Below are 21,596 nucleotides of genomic sequence, written 5' to 3' on the forward strand. Positions count from 1 at the left end.
AAAAAATGACGTGCCAAAAATAGGCGGGTAGCAGTTCAATGCGGCAGTTTCTGGCGGGTCTTTTGTGTTGCGTGGTTTTGACCGCGGCGGCGCATGCGCAGGATCGCGGACCGGTTACCAATCTTCCCCTGCCCCGCTATGTCAGCATGAAAGCCGCCGAAGGCAATGTGCGCCGTGGCCCTAGCCTGAGCCACCGGATCGACTGGGTTTACAAACACCGCAACCTGCCGCTGCAGATTACCGCTGAATACGGTCATTGGCGCCGAGTAGTGGACCGTGACGGGCTGGGCGGCTGGATCCATTATTCGCTGCTATCGGGCGTGCGCACCGTGATCATCGAAGAAGAAATGCTGGCCTTGCGCCGCGCGCCGACCCTTGACGCGGAAGTCCGGGCACATGCCGAGATCAACGCGATCGCCCGTCTCGGTGCCTGCACCCGAGACTGGTGCGAGGTCCGCGCCGACCGTGTCAAAGGCTGGGTGCCGAAACAGGCCCTGTGGGGCGTCGACCCTGAAGAGATCCGCGAATAAGGGCTAGCCCCAAAGAACCTCGTGCAGCAGCTTCAGCGATACGAGGCCCAAAGCGATTTCGATCATCAGAAAGAAAGCTTTCTCCGGCATCACACGGGAAATGGACGCGCCGCTCCATGCGCCCAACAGCGCCATGGGCGACAGCCATGCGACTTGCTGAACACTTTCCCACGTCAATTGACCCGCAATGATATAGGGCGGCACTTTCATCAAATTGACGAAGGCAAAGAAGATGGTGACCGTCCCAAGGTAGACCATCTTGTCCAGCCGTTGCGGCAACACATAGGCTTGGAACGGCGGACCACCTGCGTGCGAGATGTAGCTGGTCAGCCCTGCAAGCGTGCTCCAGAAAATGCCGCGTGGTACATCGGCTGGCTTGATGGGGACTTCGCGCCGCGCAAACCGGTGCCGCATCGTGTTGAAGAGATAGGTTAGCCCGATGCCGGCCAGCAGCAGTTTCACCGCATCTGGGGGCACCACCGTCACCGTAGCAAACCCAGTCAGGATGCCCACTGTCGCCCCGGGCAGCATGATTTTGAGGTTCCGGACAGAGAACGCCTTGCGGAAGAGGTAGACAGCATAGACGTCGGCAAGGTTATACAGCGGCAAAAGCAACCCTGCTGCAATCGCCGGGTCCATGTACAAAGACAAAAGCGGGACCGCCAGCATGGCGATCATCGGCACCCCGCCCTTAGAAACCCCCAACAAAAAAGCCGCCAGACCGGCTACGATCCAAAAGTCCATACTGGTTCTCCGGGCGTCCGAAGCAGCTTAAGCTGCCAGACCCCGCCCCTTCAGCAAGGCCTCTGGCCCCGGCATCTTGCCGCGGAACTGCAGATACAGCTGCTCGGCGTCTTCCGATCCGCCCTTGGACAGGATGAACTGCTCTAGCCTTGAGGCCATGTTCGGATCGAAGGGGCCATCGGCCTCTTCAAAGGCGGCAAATGCGTCGGCGTCCATCACCTCGGACCACATGTAGCTGTAGTAGCCGCTGGAATAGCCGTCACCAGAAAAGACATGCGCGAAATGAGGGGTCGCGTGGCGCATGGAAATGGCATGGGGCATGCCAATGCCTGAAAGAACCTCGGCCTGTTTGGCCATCGGGTCGGCAGGCGCTGCGCCTTCGTGGAAGGACAGGTCCACCAGTGCCGAGGCCACGTATTCCACCGTCTGGAACCCCATATTGTAGGTGGCGGCTTTCAGCAGGCGATCCAGCATGTCCTTTGGCATGGGCTCGCCGGTCTCGGCGTGGGTGGCGTATTTCTGAAGGACCTCTGGGACCTCTAGCCAATGTTCGTAAAGCTGGCTTGGCAATTCCACGAAATCCCGGGCAACCGAGGTGCCCGAAATGGATTCATAGGTCACGTTCGACAGCATCTGGTGCAGCGCATGGCCGAATTCATGGAAAAGCGTCCGCGCGTCGTCATAGGACAGAAGCGCGGGCTTGCCCTTGGCCGGTTTGGCAAAGTTGCAGACGTTGTGGACGATCGGGCGCTCTTCGCCATCCAGACGGTTTTGAGACCGGCTGGCCGAACACCACGCACCGGACCGTTTCGACCCGCGCGCAAAGTAGTCCCCCATGAAGACCGCGATATGTTCGCCGCCGCGGGTTACTTCCCAGGCGCGGACGTCGGGATGGTAAAGGCTGGCCTCTAGCGGTGTGAACTCTAGCCCGAACAGGCGGTTCGCACAGTCGAACTGCGCCTCGATCATGCGATCGAGTTGCAGGTAAGGCTTCAGCTCTGCCTCATCCAGATCATGATCGGCCTTCCGGCGGGCCTCGGAGTAATAATGCCAGTCCCACGGCTCTAACCGCCCATTAATCCCATCAGCGTGCATACGCTCTTCCAGAACCTCTGCATCGCGATCAGCGGCGGCCTTGGCCGGTTCCCAAACTTGCATCAGCAACTCGCGCACGCGGTCTGGGTTCTTGGCCATTTCGGTTTCTAGCTTGAAGCTTGCGAAATCCTTGTAGCCCAGCAACTTGGCGCGTTCTTCTCGCAAGGCCAGCGTCTCGGCGGCGATGCCACGGTTGTCGGTGTCACCGCCATTGGCACCCCGCGCGACCCAGGCGCGATAGGCTTTCTCGCGCAGATCGCGGCGCGGAGAGAACTGCAGGAATGGCGTAATGATCGAGCGGGACAGGGTCACGACCGGGCCTTTTGCGCCCTTTTCTTCACCAGCTGCACGCGCGGCGGTCACCACGAAATCAGGCAGACCTTCCAGATCAGCCTCGGTCAGTTCCATGAACCATTCGCGTTCATCGGCCAGCAGGTTCTGCGTGAACTCGGTCCCCAGCACTGCGAGGCGGGATTTGACCTCTTTTAACCGGTCTGCCTCGGCCCCCTGTAACTTGGCGCCTGAACGTACAAAAGAGCGGTGAGTCAGGTACAGCACACGTTCCTGTTCGTCGGTCAGGTCTAGGGCGTCCTGACCCTCCCACAACGCGTCGATCCGCGCGAACAGTTTCTCGTTCATCGTAATTTCCGAAGAGTAAGCCGACAGCTTTGGCGCAAATTCACGCTGAAGCGCTTCGCGCGCAGAATTACTGTCGGCGCCAGCGACGGAATAGAAGGTGCCAAGGACCTTACCCAACAGCTTGTCTGCGCGTTCCAGCGCCTCGATCGTGTTGGCAAAGGTGGGCGCATCGCCACTGTCCGCGATCGCCGCGATATTGGCCCGCGCTTCATCCAATGCGGCCTCGAACGCCGGGGCAAAATCCTCATCAGAGATGTCCGCATAGGGGGCGATTTGGAACGGCGTGTCCCAGTCGGACAAAAGCGGGTTGGTCATGGCGATCTCCTTTGCGGATGAAGCTAGGAGCGCGGCCGGGAAAGGTCCAGAACCCTTGAAGATTTTGTTACGCGTCGCCGCTACAAACCGGGCAATCCGCGCGCGGTTTGAGGTTCATCTGGCGGTTCTCGCCGTAAAGCGCATCGTAAAACAGCATCCGGCCCCGCAGGCTTTCGCCCGCGCCGCCCAATTCCTTAATTGCCTCGACCGCCATCATGGACCCGACCACCCCCGGCAAGGCGCCTATGACGCCCACGGCGGCACAGGACGGGGCCAATTCCGGGGCGGGGGCTTTGGGGAAGACGCATTGGTAACAGGGCGCGCCCTTTGCTGGATCATACAGGCTGATCTGGCCTTCCCACTGGGTGATCGCCGCCGAGATCAATGGGGTTTTGGTTTCCACCGCGATGCGGTTGACCATGTAACGGGTGTCGAAATTATCGGTGCCGTCGAGGATCAGGTCATAATCTGCGAACAGCTCTCGCGCGTCGTCTTCTGTCAGGCGGCGGTGATAGGGGCGGACCTCTACATGCGGGTTGATGCCATGCATCGTGATCTCGGCGGAAAAGACCTTGGGTACGCCGACCCGGTCGTCGCTGTGGATCACCTGGCGTTGCAGGTTGGACAGATCGACCTCGTCATCGTCAATCACACCAATGGTCCCCACACCTGCCGCGGCCAGATACATCAGCGCGGGCGAGCCCAGCCCCCCTGCCCCGATCACCAGAACCTTCGCGTCTTTCAGGCGTTTTTGTCCGGGGCCGCCGATTTCGCGTAAGGTGATGTGGCGGGCGTAACGCTCCAACTCGCTGGCCGAGAACGGTCCGACGGGCACTTGCTTGGCGGGTTTGGGTTTGGCGCGGGCTTTGAGTTGGCGCAGGACCACGCGGTAGCCTGCGATCAGTGCGATCGCCCCGCCCAAAAGCAGCCACTCTCCCAGCGAGCCGCCTGTTGCCTGTTTCAGCGGGTTATCTCCGGGCAGGACATGCACCAGCAGGACGCCCAGATAAAGCATGCCGATCATCGCCCAGCGCATCCGGTACGGTGCTTTCATTGCCGCCCCGATGCCCCAAAGCACCGCCGCCATGACCAGTACAAACCCCATCAGCAGCGCCCCGTAGAGCCAAAACCGCCCTCGCCGCGGGTCGTATCGCCAAGAGCGTCGGCAACCGCAAACTGCGCCTGCACCACCGGCGCGATGATGGCCTGCGCGACCCGATCCCCGTGGTGGATCGTAAAGGCGTCGGCCCCGAGGTTGATCAGAAGGACCCCAAGCGGGCCACGATAGTCGCTGTCGATCGTGCCCGGCGTATTTGGCAGCGAAATCCCATGCTTCAGCGCGAGGCCAGAGCGGGGACGGATCTGCATCTCTAACCCTTCGGGGATTTCAACGCGCAGGCCGGTGGGAACGATGCGGCGTTCCATCGGGGCAAGGGTGAACCCCTCAGCGCGGATATCCTCGGGCAGGTTCGCGCGGATATCGGCCCCGGCGGCCCCGGCAGTTTCATAAGAGGGCAAGGCGATGGCGGGATCGGCCCAGTCTTCGCGCAGGACGCGGATAGTGGGGGTCATGCCAAAGCCTCGGCGATAGCGTTGGCAAGGCGTGCGGCGACCTGATCCTTGCTCATCCGGGGCCATTCCTCGGTCCCGTCGGTGCGGATCACGGTGACCGAATTCTCGGCCCCGCCCATGATCCCCGTTTCAGGAGAGACATCGTTGGCGACGATCCAGTCGCAGCCCTTGCGCTGTCGCTTGGCGGTTGCATGGGCGATGACGTCGTCTGTCTCAGCGGCAAACCCCACGACCAGTGATGGCCGGCCCTTGGTCATGCCGCTGACCGTGGCCAGAATGTCGGGGTTTTCGGCAAAGGACAGGTCCGGCGTGCCGCCCTTGGTTTTCTTCATCTTGCTGTCCGAGGCATTCTCGACGCGCCAATCGGCAACCGCAGCCGCGAAAATCGCGGCGTCGGCGGGCAAGCCCCGCTGCACCGCCTGCAACATCTGCTGCGCGGTTTCGACTTTGACCACTTTCACACCTTCGGGTGGCGCGACAGAGGCGGGTCCAGTGACAAAGGTTACCTGCGCTCCCAAGGCGGCCAAGGCCCGCGCGATGGCGGTTCCCTGCGCCCCGCTGGACCGGTTCGCGATATAGCGGACCGGGTCGATCGGTTCGTGTGTCGGGCCAGAGGTCACGACGATATGCTTCCCTTTGAGCGGGCCATCCATAAGGGCGGCTTCGACGGCTGCGACGATATCCGGCACCTCGGACATGCGGCCGGGGCCAAATTCGCCACAGGCCATGTCGCCCTCGGTCGGACCGACGAACAGGATGCCGTCGCCTTTCAGCGTTTCCAGATTGCGTTGCGTGGCGGGGTGTTCCCACATGCGAACGTTCATCGCAGGGGCCAGAAGCACGCGCTTGTCCGTCGCCATCAACAGGGTCGAGGCCAGATCATTTGCCAGACCACCCGCCATCTTTCCCATCAGGTCCGCCGTCGCAGGCGCGACAACCACCAGATCTGCGGCGCGAGACAGCTCGATATGGCCCATTTCGGCCTCATCGGTCAGGTCAAACAAGTCGCGATAGACCTTTTGCGCCGACAGCGCCGAGGCTGACAGGGGCGTTACGAATTCCTCTGCCGCCTTGGTCAAAACGGGCGTCACCGTGGCGCCGCGTTCCCGCAGTCGCCGGATCAGGTCCAAGGACTTGAACGCGGCAATTCCACCGCCAATGATCAGTAAGATACGCTTTCCTGCCAGCATCTTGGCCTCCGCCTAGGTCTTGGCCCGACCCTAGGGGCTGGGCGCGGAAGTGACAAGCATCGGCATGTCACTGAAATGCGGCACAGGGGTCTTCACGTTCGGTTGGGTCGGTCACCAGCCAAAGGTCAAAAGGTTCACCGGGATCAGGGGTTTCCTCGAACTGCCCGATGGACAGCAGGGTCAGGTCTGGCGCCGCAACACGCAGGTTGTGCGGCACGCCCCAATCTGACCGCGCGTGGCCATTGCCCGTGATCACGACCACCGGCCCGCCCGTCGCCTGAAACGCCTCGACGACCGCTTGGGCAATCGCCGCATCCCGAAGGCGCTGCGCCTCTACCATGCCCGGCAGCATTTCCGGTGGTAAGGCGTCACAATGGGCCGTCATCTGAGCCGCCTCTCGGGTTTCACGCTGGTCTTCGGGCAACGGTGTTGTCAGCCCGTATCGTTCAGCCCCATCCCCAAAGAGGGCGGCTGCCCCCTCGCTAATTGCGCGGCGTACGTTCTGGCGCGGCAAGGCTCCGCCGTAAATACGAGCAGAGGACGTCGTGAAAATGGGATAGTACATGTTAAAATCAGGCCAGCCCGTATCGGCCCAATTCAAAGCCTCGGCCAATTCACCAGCCGCAGCACCGACAAGGTCATTCGCGACTTCAGCCTGTTCCGGGGTCAGCATTTCAAACACGATTGCCGCCGGTTGAATAGCCTTCACAGCCCGAACCTGATGTGTGTGATGGGCGGCATTATCGTGCACCTCGCCCAGCAAAACGACATCGCTTTGCGGCAAGCCATCCAAGCCATCCGAGGATATCAGCTCTGCGAACGTCGGCGTTGCGACAAAGCAGAGCCCAAGGATCAGCCGAAGAATGCCTCTACCTCGCGGTTTTCGCTGACCAGACGTTTGCGCATTTTCTCGAAGGACGCGGCTTCCAGTTGGCGCACACGCTCTTTCGACAGACCCAGCTCTTCGCCTAGGCTTTCCAATGTCCGCGCCGGTTCGCGCAGCTTGCGTTCGCGAATAATGAACTGCTCGCGGGGTTTCAAAATCGACATCGCATCCAACAGCCAACCCCGCAGGGCTTCTGTGTCGTGAGCATGTTCGACCACCTCTTCTGCCTGAGCCGAGTCGTCTTCCAGCGCGTCGATCCATTCGCGTCCCTCGTCATCCACTGATTGCGTAGCATTCAGCGAAAAGTCAGAGCCCGCAAGGCGCCCTTGCATCATTTCGACATCGTGAAGCGGCACGCCAACTTCGGTCGCGATCAGCTGGCGCAGCTGATGTCCGTCCAGAGTGTCGCCACGCGCCTCGGCTTCACGCTCCAGACGCGCCTGAACGCGCTTCATGTTGAAGAAAAGCGATTTCTGGGAAGAGGTCGAACCGGTTCGCACCATGGACCAGTTGCGCATGACGTAATCCTGGATCGAGGCCTTGATCCACCAGACCGAATAAGTCGAAAAACGTACCCCACGGTCCGGGTCGAACTTGTCCGCAGCCTTCATCAAACCCAACCCGGCCTCTTGGATCAGGTCATTCATCGGGGCCCCGTAACGCCGGAACTTTGCCGCCATAGAGATTGCAAGACGCATGTACGCGGTGATCAGGCGATGCAGCGCCTCTTCGTCACGTTCATCACGCCAAGCATAGGCAAGGCGACGTTCCGTTTCAGCATCCAGCAGTTCTGCCTTCATTGCCACGCGAGACAAGGAAAAATCGTTGTTATCTAGGGGCATCGGACCTCCAACCGTACCAAGGAGCAGCGTTTTTTGCTTTTCTTCAATCTGGATACGTGGGGGGCGCGGTTCCGGATCAAAACAATAGAAAACAAATTTGGTCAGCTTTTCGATTTCGAGTTGATGCTAGCCAAATCGCCCTTTGTGCAGCAATCGCCAAAGACTCACATTAAATGTGCATTCAAACGCATAAATGCGCATCACATCTGCGCGATTAGTTCTTGTAATGGTCAGGCCCACAAATCGCGATTGGGGAAATTTGCATCGCACGGCTAGGCTGCGTGCCATGACTTATGATCTTTATATTGGCGCAAGAACCTATTCATCCTGGTCGCTGCGCGGCTGGCTGATGATTGCGAAATTCAACCTACCTGCGAAAGTGCACATGGTAGACCTGTACGGGTCCGATATGGCCCGTGATCTGGCCCACCTGGCCCCGGCGCGGTTAGTTCCGGTCCTGCGCACGCCCGAAGGCGACGCGGTACAGGATACCCTAGCCATCGCCGAAACACTGGCTGAACGGCACCCCAAGGCCGGTCTTTGGCCAGCCGACGCTTCTGCCCGCATGTTGGCGCGCTGGTTAGTGGCTGAGATGCATTCCGGCTTTGGCAATTTGCGGAATGATTGCCCAATGAACCTTGCGCATCGGTGGGTTGGATTTGAACCCTCTGTGGGTGTTCTGGACGACCTGAAGTGGATCGAAGAGCTTTGGGCCGCAGCGCGCAAGAAATTTGGCGGCGACGGCCCGTGGCTCTTTGGCGAGTACTCTCTGGCAGATGTGTTTTATGCCCCGGTGGCCGCTCGGATCGCCTGTTACGAGCTGCCGGTGTCCAAGGCCGCGCAGGCTTATGTGCAGGCGCATTTGAACGACCCAGCCTTCCGTGAATGGCGGGCCGAGGGCGCCAAGCAGATTATCCTGCCCAAGCCCTACCAGATGCCGCTTGAAACTGCCCCTTGGCCGGTCGCGGATTAACGCCCTGTAAACTCCTCTTTCGTAGCGGTTAACCATGAACCGCTACGAGAGGCCCCATGGTTACCCGCACCTACACTGTTGCCTTTGAGGGGGTCGAGGCCCGAATGGTCGAGGTGCAATGCGCTGTCACCGCGGGCCTGCCCGCTTTTTCCATCGTTGGCCTGCCCGACAAGGCTGTCAGCGAAGCCCGCGACCGGGTGCGCGCCGCCCTAAGCGCCATGGCCATCGCCCTGCCGTCGAAGCGGGTGACGATCAACCTGTCACCGGCTGATCTGCCGAAGGAAGGATCACACTTCGACCTGCCTATCGCCCTGTCGCTGTTGGCTGCATTGGAAATCTTGCCGCCCGACGCCGTCCAATCCACTGTTGTCTTGGGGGAAATGTCCTTGGACGGAGCCCTGATCCCGGTCTCGGGTGCTCTGCCTGCCGCCATGGCCGCGGCCGAAGAGAACCGCAACCTTCTGTGCCCCGCCGCCTGCGGACCCGAAGCGGCTTGGGTCGGGGCCACGCAGGTGATCGCCCCGGCCTCATTGGCAGAGGTGATCCGCCATTTCACCGGCCAGATGCCACTGGACCCCGCCGAACCGGGAGAAGTGGAAACGAATGTTGCGTCCAAAGACCTTCGTGACGTCAAAGGGCAAGAACGCGCCAAACGCGCCCTCGAAATTGCCGCGGCGGGACGGCACCACCTGTTGATGGTCGGCAGCCCCGGGTCCGGCAAATCCATGATGGCCTCACGCCTGCCCGGTATTCTGCCACCTTTGTCGCCGGTTGAGGCACTGGAAACCTCGATGATCCACTCTGTTGCGGGTCTTTTGAACGACGGGGGGATCTCACGTGAACGCCCGTTCCGAGAGCCCCACCATACAGCGTCGATGGCGGCCATCGTCGGTGGAGGGCGTGGCGCGAAACCGGGAGAGATTTCCTTGGCGCACAACGGGGTCCTGTTCATGGATGAGTTCCCCGAGTTCCCCCGAATGGTTCTGGAAACCCTACGCCAGCCTATCGAGGCAGGCGAAGTGATGGTCGCCCGCGCCAACGCTCATATTCGCTATCCAAGCCGCTTCCTTCTGGTGGCCGCCGCCAACCCTTGCAGATGCGGATATCTTGCCGATCCTTCACGCGCCTGCGCGCGGGTTCCGATGTGTGGCGAAGACTACATGGGTCGAATTTCCGGCCCGCTGATGGACCGGTTCGATCTGCGGGTTGAGGTGCCTCCGGTGACGTTTCAGGACCTTGAACTGCCCGCCACCGGTGACGGCTCGGACACAGTCGCATCACGTGTCGCCGCGGCGCGCGCAGTGCAGTCCCAACGGTTCGCAGATGACACAGAGACACACGTCAACGCCGAAGCGCAGGGCAAGGTTTTGGAAGAAATTGCGACACCCGACGCCGAGGGCCGCACCCTGTTGACCCAAGCCGCGGAACGGTTCGGCCTTTCAGCCCGTGGGTATCATCGTGTCCTGCGCGTCGCCCGCACCATTGCCGACTTGGATGGGTCTGTTGACGTCCGCCACCCCCATGTCGCCGAAGCCCTAAGCTATCGGCTGGCTTTCACCAAAGAGGCCTGAATGAACTGCCCGGCATCGGCAATCGCCTCGCGCGCTTCGGGCAACCACGCGTCGAAAAAGTGCCAGACATGGGGGCATTGATCAAAGGTACGCAGGGTGACATCCACCCCGGACTCACGCAGATGCGCTTCGATGCGATAGCTGTCGTCTTGCAGGATTTCCGTGCTGCCGACATGGATCAGGACCGGCGGGCAATCAGGGAAGGACGCATAAAGCGGGGACGCCCGCGGGTCGCGCGGATCGGCGCCGTCCAGATAGAAATCGCGGGCTTCCTCGACGCGCTCAACAGGCAGCAGAGTATCAGCGGATTTGTTGGCGCTTAGCGATGCACCCGTCAGTCCAAGGTCTGTCCACGGGCTGAACGCCACCAGCCCTGCGGGTCGTTGGCCGTCCTTTAGCAGGTCTGCAAGCAGGGCAAAGGCAAGGCCTCCTCCGGCGCTGTCACCAGCCAGAACAATGTCCGAAGGCGCGTATCCTTTGGCCAGCAAAGCGTCCCACGCGTGCAAGGCGTCGTCAAAAGCCGCCGGGAATGGCGCTTCTTGCAGCAGTCGATAGTTCGGGCTGCAAACCTCGATCCCGGCCTGCCCGGCCAAGGCTGCGGTAAGCCGCGCATGGGTGCGCCCGCTACCGGCCATGTAGGCACCGCCGTGAAGATAAAGGACGATCTTGCCATCAGCGGCCGCGCCGCGCCGGAACCAGTGAGAGTCCAGATTGCCCAGTTTTCTGGGCAGATGGCAGGTGCCCGATGGCAGCCAGAACAGTCGCGGAGCGATCCATTCGAACTCTGCCCGCGCCTTTTCCGGCGTCGCCACCCGCCGCAGATGCGGCTTTATGGACCGGCGAAACCAGAAGTTCAGAAGGCGCAGACGGAAGGACATGGGTTAGCTCCGCTTGGCCTCGATCGCTTGCCAAATCTTCTCGGCGATATTCTCACCGTTGAACCGTTCCAACTCTTGGATACCGGTTGGCGAGGTGACGTTGATCTCGGTCAGATAGTCGCCGATGACGTCGATGCCGACAAAGATCTGGCCGTGGTCACGCAGAATTGGGCCGATGGCCTTGCAGATTTCCATGTCACGATCGGACAGGCCGATCTTTTCGGGTCGTCCACCCACATGCATGTTCGATCGTGTCTCACCCGCTTGCGGTACGCGGTTGATCGCGCCCACGGGTTCGCCATCGACAAGGATCACGCGTTTGTCCCCGTTCGAGACATCGGGCAGGAATTTCTGTGCGATCAACGGCTCTCGGTTGATGCCGGTGAACAGCTCGTGAAGCGACGACAGGTTGCGGTCATTCGGGTCCAGACGGAACACGCCAGCCCCGCCATTGCCATAAAGCGGCTTGAGGATGATGTCCCCGTGTTCGTCTTTGAATTCCTTAATCGTGTCCAGATCGCGGGCGATCATGGTTGGCGGGATCAGGTCGGGGAACTGCAGCACCAACAGCTTTTCCGGGAAGTTTCGAACCCAGAACGGATCGTTCACAACCATGGTGTTTGGGTGGACACGTTCCAGAAGATGGGTCGTGGTAATATAGCCCATGTCGAACGGCGGGTCTTGCCGTAGCCAGACAACGTCGAAATCGGCCAGATCAACGTCGGCCTGCTCACCAAGTTCAAAATGGTCGCCTTTCACACGGCGCACCGTCAGAGGCCAACCGCGCGCCATGACCTTGCCTTCGCGCCACGACAGGTGGTCGGGGGTGTAGTAAAACAACTCGTGCCCACGCGCCTGCGCTTCTTCGGCGATGCGGAATGTGCTGTCTGCGTCGATATCAATCGGCGCGATCGGATCCATCTGAATGGCGACTTTCAAACCCATGCAAGGTCCTCCTTCTAGAGGCCATACTTGGGCCGAACCGGTCCGGGTTTCAATCCATCATTCGCGCTAGACGCTTAGTGCGTTCTCCAACAGGTCGATTTTTCCCTGTCCGTCCACCAATGCCACGTCGAATTGCGTCTCGGTCAATTGGCCCTTGGGTTCGCCCGCCAGAAACTCACTGGCCGCTGCAAAAATTCGGGCGATCTGGTTGGCGGAAAGGTGCGTCGCCGCCTCTGCATGGGTTTTGCTTTTCTTGACCTCGATGAAAATCACCTTGCCGCCCTCGCGCGCCACAAGGTCAATTTCACCGCCCTTGCCGCGCCAGCGGTCCGCCGCGATCACGGCGCCGCGTCTACGGTAATGCTCTGCAACGATGGCTTCGGCGGCAAGTCCTGCCCGATAAGAAACTTGTCCTGTCATTCCCCCAGCTTGAGGGCCAATTGGTAAACATCTCGTTTCTTCAGCCCAAGATCGGCGGCGACCTTGGCCGAGGCATCCTTGACCGACAGGGTTTCTAACGCGACGCGAAGGGCTGTTTCCACGTCCTGCTCTTCGGGGGCAGCAGCCTCGGCACGATCCAGAAGGATCACGATTTCACCCTTGATTGTTCGATCCGCAAATTCTGCGCGCACCTCTTCGGCGGTGCCTCGAACCACCTCTTCGAACTTCTTGGTCAGCTCTCGACAAACCACGACCTGCCGTGTCGGCCCAAGCACCTCGACCATTTCATCCAGCGTCTTTTTCAGTCGCTTGGGTGATTCATATAAAAGCGTCGTTGCCGGGATTGCAGCTAGTTCCTGCAGCGCTTTGACCCGCGCGCCCTTGGCCGACGGCAGGAAGCCGCCGAAGAGAAACCGGTCGCTTGGCAGGCCCGAAACGGTCAACGCGGCCAGCACTGCAGAAGGGCCCGGCGCGGCATAAACCTTATGCCCCTCTTCAATCGCAGCGCGCGACAACTGGTAGCCGGGATCTGCAACCAAAGGTGTCCCGGCTTCGCTGGCATAGATAACGGACTGACCGGCGGCCAAATGCTGTAAAACCTTGGCGCGTTGCTTATCTTGGCTGTGCTCATGATAGGCCAGCAAAGGTCGATCCCCGACCGAGATTCCGTGGATCTGCATCAGGTGTTTCAGGGTCCTTGTGTCCTCTGCCACAAGCACATCTCCGGCCTGCAGCAGATCCAGCGCGCGCAAGGTGATATCCCGCGCCGTCCCGATCGGTGTCGCGATAAAATAGAGCCCCGGCTCTGGCCGCTCATTCAAAATCTTCAAACTGTGACGCCCTGTCCTGCGTTTACTTGCTCAAGCGAAATGCGTAGTGTCCGGGCCAAGACCCGACCCATACGGATGCCGAGGATTACCACATGTTCGCCCTTTTGAAATCGCTTCGCAAGATCATGCGCCCCGTTGGCGCCCTGACCGCCGTCGCTTTGCTGGCCGCGTGTCAGACCGGAGGTGGTCCGACCATCAACACCGGACGCGCTGTACCCGTTGCTTTGTTGGTGCCCGGCGGCTCTGAAAAGCCCAGCGACACCCTATTGGCACGCAGCCTAGAAAATGCCGCACGCCTTGCGATCTCGGACCTGAACGGCGCAAAAATCGACCTTCGTATCTACAATACGGCCGGTGATGCAAGCCAAGCCGCTGTTGTTGCCCGAGAAGCGGTGAACGATGGGGCAAAGCTGATTCTCGGCCCGCTGTATTCGCATAGCTCCAGCGCGGCAGGTGTCGCCGTGGCAGGCCGCAACGTGAACGTGTTGAGTTTTTCGAACAACCCGGCGATTGCGGGCAACAACGTCTTTATTCTGGGGGCAACCTTCCAGAATGCGGCAGACCGCCTTGTCAGCTATTCGATGGCAACAGGCCGCACGGATGTGATGGTCGTTCATGACAGCGGCGTAGCCGGAGAGCTGGGGCGCGCATCGGTCGCCAATGCTGCCGCGAAATATGGCGCCAATTTCGTCGCGTCCGAGGTCTATGACCTGTCGCAGAACAGCATTGTTCAGGCGACGCCCAATATCACCAAGACAGCGCGCGAGTCCGGTGCCGACACGATCATTATGAACGCGACGGTTGACGGGGCGCTGCCGCTGTTGACCCAGCTGATGTCCGAAAACGGTCTGGACCCGCAAAAATTCCAATATGCAGGCCTGACCCGTTGGGACGCATTGCCCGGAACACTGGCACTGCCCGGCGTTCAGGGCGGGTGGTTCACGCTGCCTGATCCGGGTGTGAAAAACCAGTTTGAGGCCCGCTATCAGGCCGCCTTTGGCGAGGCGCCGCATGCGTTGGCCCATCTGTCTTATGACGGGATCGCAGCCGTGGGCGCGCTGATCGCCGCAGGTGACAAAGGTGCACTGACCGCTGCGTCGCTGACCCAGCCAAACGGGTTTGCCGGGGCGTCGGGCGTATTCCGCCTCAAGGCGGATGGCACCAACGAACGGGGCCTTGCGGTTGCACAGATCGTCAACAACGAGGTTCTGATCGTCTCCCCGGCCCCACGCTCATTCCTTGATGCCGGTCTCTGATCGGCCAAACGTCAGAAGAAGACCTTGAAAACACCAGAAGACCTGATTTGCCCTGCACAGGAAATCTTTGATGCAGAGGCGTTTCGCGCCGCGTTGGACGAATATGTTCAGGAAAACGGGCGCGAGGCAGCTCCCTTGCGCAAATGGACCGTAAAAACCTTGCTGGCCGCCAACAAGGCAGGTCGCGCGCGGATCGCAGAGGCGATTGCAGATAACCCGTTTCACACGCGGGGCATGGTACGGGCCTATGCCTATTTGACAGATGGGTTGGTGACCTCTGCCCTGACGGTTGCCGAACAACATCTGCACCCGTCCCCCACCCCGACCGCGGCAGAGCGCCTGACCGTTCTTGCGGTTGGCGGATATGGTCGCGCCGAAATGGCCCCGCAATCAGATGTGGACCTGCTATTTCTGACCCCGTGGAAAATCACGGCCTGGGCGGAAAGCGTCATCGAATCCACCCTGTATATCCTGTGGGACCTGCGCCTGAAGGTGGGTCACGCCAGCCGCACGATCCGCGACTGTATCAACCTTGGCCGCGAAGATTACACCATTCGCACAACCCTGCTGGAAACGCGCCACATCTTCGGCGAAGAAACTTTGGCAGAGGAATTGCGCGAAAAGCTGCGGTCTGAGCTGTTTCAGGGCACGGCTGGCGAGTTTGTCGAGGCCAAGCTGGCCGAACGCGCCGAGCGCCACACCAAACAGGGTGGCCAGCGCTATATGCTGGAGCCCAACGTCAAAGAAGGCAAGGGCGGGCTGCGCGACCTGCAATCGCTGTATTGGATCGCGAAATATGTCCACGGCGTCGACACGGTCGCCGAGCTTCTGGAGAAGGGTGTTTTCACCGAGGAAGAACTCGACTCGTTCCAGCGGGCCGAGGACTTTCTGTGGGCGGTGCGCTGCCAGCTTCATCTGGTGTCTGGTCGCGCCATGGACCAGCTGACCTTCGACATGCAGATCGAGGTCGCCCCGCGCCTTGGCTATACCGACCGTGACGGTCGGCGCGACGTCGAGCACTTCATGCAGGACTATTTCCGCCACGCAACCAAGGTGGGCGAGCTGACGCGCATCTTCCTCACCGCGCTGGAAGAAAGTCATGTGAAGTCGGAACCGATGTTGACACGCATCTTCCGGCGCAAACGCAAGGCCAAGCCCGGCTATAGGATTTTCCAGAACCGTCTGGATATCGAAGACGAAGATCAGTTTTTCGAAGATCGCCTGAACATCCTGCGCATCTTCGAAGAGGCCCTGCGCACAGGAACGCTGATCCACCCGAACGCGATGCGGATGATCTCGGCCCACCTTGACGAGATCGACGAGAACATGCGCGACGACCCCGAAGCGCAGCGGATCTTCATCGACCTATTGCTGAAGCACGGCAACCCCGAACGCGGCCTGCGCCGTATGAACGAACTGGGGGTTCTATCGGCGTTCATCCCAGAGTTTGAACCCATCGTGGCGATGATGCAGTTCAACGTCTACCACCAGTACACGGTGGACGAGCACACGATTCAGGTCATCTCGACCCTTGCCCAGATCGAGCGGGAAGAACTGATCGAAGAACTGCCGCTGAGCAGCAGTATCCTGAAGAAGGGCTTGAACCGTAAGGTTCTGTACGTGGCTCTCTTGCTGCATGACATCGGCAAGGGCCGGCCCGAGGACCATTCGGTTCTGGGGGCGCAAATTGCACGGAGGGTGGCACCGCGGCTTGGGTTGAAGAAAAGTGAGTGTGAGACTGTCGAATGGCTGGTCCGCTATCACCTTCTGATGTCCGACATCGCCCAGAAACGCGATATCTCTGACCCGCGCACCGCGCGCGACTTTGCCAAGCTGGTGAAGAACCGCAAGCGGCTGGACCTGTTGACCGTTCTCACCGTCTGCGACATTCGCGGCGTGGGTCCGGGCACGTGGAACAACTGGAAAGCGCAACTGATCCGCAACCTGTATCGCCAAACAACCGAAGCGCTGGAAAACGGGCTCGAGGCCATCAACACCGAAGCCCGCGAGAACGAGGCCCGCAAGGCGCTGCGCGAAGCGCTGTCCGATTGGGACAAGAAAGACCTGCGCATCGAAACCGGCCGTCACTACGGGCCCTATTGGCAAGGTCTTCCCACCGAAGCCCATCAGGTCTTTGCCCGGCTGCTGCAAGGCATCTCGGACGACGAAATCCGACTGGACCTGCAAGAGGACAAGGATCGCGATGCGACCCGGATCTGCTTTGCTCTGGCCGACCACCCCGGTATCTTTGCCCGTCTGTCGGGCGCGCTGGCACTGGCCGGGGCCAATGTCGTGGACGCGCGGACCTATACCTCGAAAGACGGCTATGCGACCGCCGTGTTCTGGGTTCAGGACGCCGATGGCCACCCCTACGAAGACAGCCGTATCCCGCGTATGCGACAGGTGATCGGCAAGATCCTGAAGGGCGAGGTCGTGGCACGCGACAAGCTGGCGGATCGCGACAAGATGAAGAAGCGCGAGCGTGGCTTCAGATTCCCGACTTCGATCTCTTTCGACAACGAAGGGTCCGAGATCTACACCATCATCGAGGTCGACACCCGCGATCGGCCCGGACTGTTGTTCGACGTGGCCCAGACCCTTGCACACAACAACATCTATATCGCCAGCGCGGTGATCGCGACCTATGGTGCTCAGGCGGTCGACAGCTTCTATGTGAAGGATATGTTCGGATTGAAACTCCACTCGCAGGCCAAGCGCGACGCGTTGGAAAAGCGCCTGCGCGAAGCGATTGAACGCAACGTTGAAAGGGCCGAAGCCTGATGCGCCCGATCCGGCTGATCCAGGGGTTCCTGACCGTCGGGGTCTGGACTTTGGCAAGCCGTATCTTGGGATTTGTACGCGATATCATGATCGCGGCCTTTCTGGGCTCTGGCCCGGTGGCCGAGGCCTTCCTGATCGCCTTTTCGTTACCCAACATGTTCCGCCGGTTCTTCGCCGAAGGGGCTTTCAACATGGCCTTTGTGCCGATGTTCTCGAAGAAACTGGAAGGCGGCGAAGACGCCGAAGGCTTCGCGCGCGAGGCCTTTACCGGACTGGCGACGGTTCTGATTGCGTTCACCGTGTTGGCCATGTTCGCAATGCCTTGGCTGGTTCTGGCCATGGCCGGCGGGTTCCTGAACGACAGCCGATATGATCTGGCAGTCGATTTCGGCCGGATCGCGTTTCCCTATATCCTTTTCATCTCTCTCGCTGCCCTGCTGTCGGGCGTTCTGAACGCAACGGGGCGGTTCGTGGCAGCCGCCGCGGCGCCCGTGTTGCTGAACGTTCTATTTATCAGTGCGATGGTTCTGGGGCGGGCCTTGGGCTGGCCAGTGGGGCAGACGCTGGCGTGGACCGTTCCGATTGCCGGCATTGCGCAGATGGCTTTGGTCTGGATCGCCGCCAAACGCGCGGGGTTCCGCATAACTCTGCAGCGCCCGCGCATGACGCCCGAGTTGAAACGCCTTGCCATCATCGCAGCCCCCGCTGCCCTTGCCGGAGGTGTCGTGCAGGTGAACCTGCTGATCGGGCGGCAAGTGGCCAGCTTCTTTGACGGCGCGATCGCGTGGCTGAACTATGCAGACCGCCTGTACCAGCTGCCCTTGGGCGTGGTCGGGATCGCCATTGGCGTAGTCTTGCTGCCCGACCTGTCGCGCAAGCTGCGTGCCGGGGATACCGCAGGCGGTCAGGCTGCCCTATCCCGCGCGGCTGAGCTGTCGCTTGCCCTGACCATTCCCGCCTCTGTCGCCTTGATTGCCATTCCCGGCGCCTTGGTTGGCGTGTTGTTCCAACGCGGCGCGTTCGGCCCGGAAGACACCGCCGCGACGGCTCTTGCGCTTGGCATCTATGGGCTTGGCCTGCCCGCTTTTGTGATCCAGAAAGTGCTTCAACCCCTTTACTTCGCACGCGAAGACACCCGCAGCCCGTTCCGCTATGCCCTCGTCGCCATGGTGGTGAATGCTGTGCTGGCCATCGGGCTGGCCCCGATGATCGGCTATCTGGCTGCGGCTTGGGGCACCACGCTGTCTGCCTGGGGCATGGTCATTCTTCTGTGGCGCGGATCGCGTAACATGGGCCAAGAGGCAGAGCTTGATGCCCGCTTCTGGCAGCGGATCGGGCGGATCGTTCTGGCGTCTGTTTTGATGGGCGCGTTGCTTTACGCCGCCTCACTCGCACTGACGGGCTGGCTAGAGGCGAATACCATCCGATACGCAGCACTTGCTGCGTTGGTCGGGTTGGGATTGATCAGCTACGGCGTAATCGGTCAGCTGATTGGCGCGTTCAGACTGTCAGATATGAAGGCCGAACTGCGTCGATCGAACTAAGCCCGAAAAGCAGCCGCACAGTAATCGTCAACGTTGCCGCAGCTTCCCCATCACGCGGTTCCAACCCCCCGGGCTGACCACGAACGACAGCAGAAACCCCGCGGCGAACCCTGCTATGTCGGCGATCCAATCATTCGCCCCACCAAAGAAGATGTTGAAGAACAGCTGGATGCCCATCAGGAAGGCGATGAAGGTAAAGGCGCTCATCTTGTTCTCTCCCATGTTGCCAAGCGCCACCCACAGGATGAACGTATAGGCGCCGATCAGCGCATAGGCGCCGGGAAACGCGCCAACCAACGGCACGTTGTCATCCAGAACCAGCCCATAGGCCACTGCTCCAGCCACGATCCCTGTCCAGAAGACCGCAAGGACTGCGGCAAAGCTGAAGATCTCTCCGACCATCTTGCCAAGCGCTAGGATAAAGACCACCACGAACAGGATGTGGGTGAAGCTGACATGCAGGAACGCATAGCTGACGAAGCGCAGCATATGTTCAGGTGGGAATACCCCATTGGCCAGCATCCAGTCGAAAATCCGGCCACTGAAGGCGAAATCCTGTAGTGCTTCAAGCCGCCAGCCAATGCCGCCGGGCCCGCCAATGATGCCGCGATCAGCAAGCTGGAACATCGCCTCGACGGCGATGATCGGCAGCGTCAGAAACCACACCACGGGCGGCAAAGGGTTCAGCGGAGGGGCATTCGGATCCTGATACATGTCGGGCCTTTGGTTGACGGGCGTTCCCCCCGTGGGTAAGCGAGCGAGAGGAAAAATTCCAGACGGAGCATTCGACATGGCCGATGTCACCCATACCCCCCGTGTCTTTTCCGGCATCAAGCCGTCGGGCGGGCTGACCCTTGGCAACTATCTTGGCGCGATCAAGAAGTTTGTCCAAACCCAAGACAGCGAGATGGAGACCATCTATTGCGTTGTGGACCTGCACGCTGTCACCGTCTGGCAAGACCCGGCTGATCTGACCCATGCGACCCGCGAAGTGGCGGCTGGCTATCTGGCCTCGGGTCTGGATCCGGCCAAGTCGATCCTGTTCAACCAGTCGCGCGTTTCTGGCCATGCAGAGCTTGGCTGGCTTTTCAACTGTGTCGCGCGGGTCGGTTGGATGAACCGCATGACCCAGTTCAAGGAAAAAGCCGGCAAGAACGCCGAGAAGCAGTCGCTTGGACTTTACGCCTATCCGTCGCTGATGGCGGCCGACATCCTGCTGTATCACGCGACGCACGTCCCCGTGGGCGAGGACCAGAAGCAGCACGTTGAACTGACCCGCGACATCGCATCGAAGTTCAACCACGACTTCAAGGCCGAAGGCTTCTTCCCCCTGCCGGAACCGGTGATTGAAGGCCCCGCCACCCGTGTCATGAACCTGCGCGACGGCACCAAGAAGATGTCGAAGTCCGGCGAAAGCGACATGGAACGTATCAACATGACCGATGACGCCGACAAGATCGCCAAGAAGTTCCGCAAGGCGCGCACCGACCCGGATGCCCTGCCCGATAACTATGAGGGTCTGAAGGACCGCCCCGAGGCACGCAACCTTGTCGACATCTACGCGGCCCTGTCCGATACCACGGCTGAAGCGGTCATCACCGAATACGCAGGCGCAGGCTGGGGTCAGTTCAAACCCGCCCTCGCAGATCTTGCCGTGGACAAGCTGGCACCGATTTCCGAGGAAATGGCCCGACTGATGGCCGACCCGGCCGAGATCGACCGGACGCTGGCGGCAGGCGCCGACCGCGCCCGCGAAATCGCCGAGCCTATCCTGTCGAAAACCTTCGACATCATGGGCTTTGTCCGCGGGTAAACTGTTTTAAAAGATCAAGGTCAAAGGGGTCCCATTTGGGACCCCTTTTCCGTCTGAAAAGGGGCAAACACGCTGTTGATGTGTATCAACGCCGTTATTCGCGTTGCATGGAATACTTTTGGAATGCCGTAAGCCAAACGGTGCAAAAGGGGGGAAATTTAAATGACTACTATTGGAACGAACGCCCTACGCGGAGCTGCCATCTGCCTTGTCGTCAGCGCTTGTGCTGCACCTGCTGAAAAAACCGCGATGGTGCCGACAGAGATCTCATTGGTCTCAGCGTCCAGCCCTTACCGGGCGAACGTCAAAAAGGTTGACACTTATGGGGGGCAGGAAACCAACCCGATGTTGATGTCGCAGATTTCAGCAGACGACTTCAAAGTCGCGCTGACTGATGCGCTCAAAGCTGCGGGTATCCTGAATCCATCCGGTCGATACGCGGTTCGCGCCGATATCCTTAGCCTTAAGCAACCCATGTTCGGGACCAGCCTGAAAGTGGAAATGACGGTACGCTACAACGTCATCGATTCAAACGACCGCATTCGTTTGGACCGCACGATCGAGTCTGTCTACACAGCGGCTTTCTCTGAATCTCTGATTGGTGTCGAACGCCTACGGAAAGCCAATGAAGGAGCGGCTCGCGACAATATTGCCCGCTTCCTGCGTGTTCTCGGCTCCGCTGCCACTGGCGGCGTCGCCGTCACGTCTTAATATTCTGAAGCAGTAAAAAGGGCCCCGGTCGGGGCCCTTT

At 60.3% G+C, this 21,596-nt stretch carries 20 protein-coding genes; 8 read left to right on the forward strand and 12 right to left on the reverse strand.

Annotation, left to right across the window (positions count from 1 at the left end):
* The first annotated feature begins 38 nt into the window (after positions 1-38).
* Positions 39-530: an SH3 domain-containing protein gene (locus tag CLM58_RS16050; protein ID WP_095596866.1), complete on the forward strand. Its 492-nt coding sequence runs from the start codon at positions 39-41 to the stop codon at positions 528-530.
* Positions 531-533: 3 nt separating this feature from the next.
* Here CLM58_RS16050 and CLM58_RS16055 read toward each other — a convergent pair whose 3' ends face one another.
* From CLM58_RS16055 to CLM58_RS16085, 7 genes are all read right to left on the reverse strand, one after another.
* Positions 534-1,274, reverse strand: a complete 741-nt coding sequence (locus CLM58_RS16055; RefSeq protein ID WP_095596867.1) for a sulfite exporter TauE/SafE family protein — start codon at positions 1,272-1,274, stop codon at positions 534-536.
* Positions 1,275-1,301: 27 nt separating this feature from the next.
* Positions 1,302-3,323, reverse strand: coding sequence for a M3 family metallopeptidase (locus CLM58_RS16060; protein WP_095596868.1), 2,022 nt, complete (start codon positions 3,321-3,323; stop codon positions 1,302-1,304).
* A 67-nt stretch (positions 3,324-3,390) separates the two neighbouring features.
* Positions 3,391-4,428, reverse strand: coding sequence for a HesA/MoeB/ThiF family protein (locus CLM58_RS16065; protein ID WP_095596869.1), 1,038 nt, complete (start codon positions 4,426-4,428; stop codon positions 3,391-3,393).
* Positions 4,428-4,895 carry a dUTP diphosphatase gene (gene dut, locus CLM58_RS16070; RefSeq protein WP_095596870.1) on the reverse strand — a complete coding sequence of 156 codons (468 nt, stop codon included), beginning with the start codon at positions 4,893-4,895 and terminating at the stop codon, positions 4,428-4,430. Before dut ends, CLM58_RS16065 begins: the two co-directional genes overlap by 1 nt.
* Positions 4,892-6,085: a bifunctional phosphopantothenoylcysteine decarboxylase/phosphopantothenate--cysteine ligase CoaBC gene (gene coaBC / locus CLM58_RS16075; RefSeq protein ID WP_095596871.1), complete on the reverse strand. Its 1,194-nt coding sequence runs from the start codon at positions 6,083-6,085 to the stop codon at positions 4,892-4,894. Before coaBC ends, dut begins: the two co-directional genes overlap by 4 nt.
* Before the next feature lie 67 nt (positions 6,086-6,152).
* Complete coding sequence (locus tag CLM58_RS16080; RefSeq protein WP_229666077.1) at positions 6,153-6,869, reverse strand: ChaN family lipoprotein; 717 nt, start codon at positions 6,867-6,869, stop codon at positions 6,153-6,155.
* A 68-nt stretch (positions 6,870-6,937) separates the two neighbouring features.
* Positions 6,938-7,813, reverse strand: coding sequence for an RNA polymerase factor sigma-32 (locus CLM58_RS16085; protein WP_095596872.1), 876 nt, complete (start codon positions 7,811-7,813; stop codon positions 6,938-6,940).
* A gap of 286 nt (positions 7,814-8,099) precedes the next feature.
* Between CLM58_RS16085 and CLM58_RS16090 the strand changes: the two genes are divergently transcribed.
* Complete coding sequence (locus CLM58_RS16090; RefSeq protein ID WP_095596873.1) at positions 8,100-8,786, forward strand: glutathione S-transferase; 687 nt, start codon at positions 8,100-8,102, stop codon at positions 8,784-8,786.
* Positions 8,787-8,842: 56 nt separating this feature from the next.
* Complete coding sequence (locus CLM58_RS16095; RefSeq protein ID WP_095596874.1) at positions 8,843-10,357, forward strand: YifB family Mg chelatase-like AAA ATPase; 1,515 nt, start codon at positions 8,843-8,845, stop codon at positions 10,355-10,357.
* On the opposite strand, the gene CLM58_RS16100 is transcribed toward CLM58_RS16095, so the two are convergent.
* The 4 genes from CLM58_RS16100 to rsmI all read right to left on the reverse strand — a co-directional run bounded on the left by CLM58_RS16100 (position 10,327) and on the right by rsmI (position 13,451).
* Complete coding sequence (locus CLM58_RS16100) at positions 10,327-11,235, reverse strand: alpha/beta hydrolase (RefSeq protein ID WP_095596875.1); 909 nt, start codon at positions 11,233-11,235, stop codon at positions 10,327-10,329. The two genes, CLM58_RS16095 and CLM58_RS16100, sit on opposite strands and share 31 nt — an antisense overlap.
* Positions 11,236-11,238: 3 nt before the next feature.
* On the reverse strand, positions 11,239-12,180 hold the full coding sequence (gene gshB, locus CLM58_RS16105; protein ID WP_095596876.1) for a glutathione synthase: 942 nt from the start codon (positions 12,178-12,180) through the stop codon (positions 11,239-11,241).
* Positions 12,181-12,246: 66 nt separating this feature from the next.
* Complete coding sequence (locus CLM58_RS16110; protein WP_095596877.1) at positions 12,247-12,600, reverse strand: YraN family protein; 354 nt, start codon at positions 12,598-12,600, stop codon at positions 12,247-12,249.
* Entirely contained in the window at positions 12,597-13,451 is an 855-nt protein-coding gene (gene rsmI / locus CLM58_RS16115; protein WP_095596878.1) for a 16S rRNA (cytidine(1402)-2'-O)-methyltransferase, read from the reverse strand. The genes CLM58_RS16110 and rsmI overlap by 4 nt, the downstream gene beginning before the upstream one ends.
* Positions 13,452-13,543: 92 nt before the next feature.
* Here rsmI and CLM58_RS16120 point away from each other — a divergent pair, with 92 nt between their 5' ends.
* Genes CLM58_RS16120 through murJ form a run of 3 tightly spaced genes read left to right on the forward strand, consistent with a single transcriptional unit; the run spans position 13,544 to position 19,032 of the window.
* Positions 13,544-14,707, forward strand: coding sequence for a penicillin-binding protein activator (locus CLM58_RS16120; protein ID WP_095596879.1), 1,164 nt, complete (start codon positions 13,544-13,546; stop codon positions 14,705-14,707).
* A gap of 24 nt (positions 14,708-14,731) precedes the next feature.
* Positions 14,732-17,488: a [protein-PII] uridylyltransferase gene (locus CLM58_RS16125; protein ID WP_095596880.1), complete on the forward strand. Its 2,757-nt coding sequence runs from the start codon at positions 14,732-14,734 to the stop codon at positions 17,486-17,488.
* A complete protein-coding gene (gene murJ / locus CLM58_RS16130; protein WP_095596881.1) occupies positions 17,488-19,032 on the forward strand; it encodes a murein biosynthesis integral membrane protein MurJ in 1,545 nt (514 codons plus the stop codon). The genes CLM58_RS16125 and murJ overlap by 1 nt, the downstream gene beginning before the upstream one ends.
* Positions 19,033-19,059: 27 nt before the next feature.
* Here murJ and CLM58_RS16135 read toward each other — a convergent pair whose 3' ends face one another.
* Positions 19,060-19,746 carry a rhomboid family intramembrane serine protease gene (locus tag CLM58_RS16135; RefSeq protein WP_095596882.1) on the reverse strand — a complete coding sequence of 229 codons (687 nt, stop codon included), beginning with the start codon at positions 19,744-19,746 and terminating at the stop codon, positions 19,060-19,062.
* A 76-nt stretch (positions 19,747-19,822) separates the two neighbouring features.
* Here CLM58_RS16135 and trpS point away from each other — a divergent pair, with 76 nt between their 5' ends.
* Together trpS and CLM58_RS16145 are read left to right on the forward strand one after the other, a co-directional pair.
* Positions 19,823-20,845, forward strand: a complete 1,023-nt coding sequence (gene trpS, locus CLM58_RS16140; RefSeq protein ID WP_095596883.1) for a tryptophan--tRNA ligase — start codon at positions 19,823-19,825, stop codon at positions 20,843-20,845.
* Positions 20,846-21,007: 162 nt separating this feature from the next.
* Positions 21,008-21,556 carry a hypothetical protein gene (locus CLM58_RS16145; RefSeq protein ID WP_095596884.1) on the forward strand — a complete coding sequence of 183 codons (549 nt, stop codon included), beginning with the start codon at positions 21,008-21,010 and terminating at the stop codon, positions 21,554-21,556.
* Positions 21,557-21,596 lie beyond the last annotated feature (40 nt).

It is taken from the genome of Actibacterium pelagium, from assembly GCF_002285415.1.
GTDB classification, from domain to species: Bacteria; Pseudomonadota; Alphaproteobacteria; order Rhodobacterales; family Rhodobacteraceae; genus Actibacterium_B; species Actibacterium_B pelagium.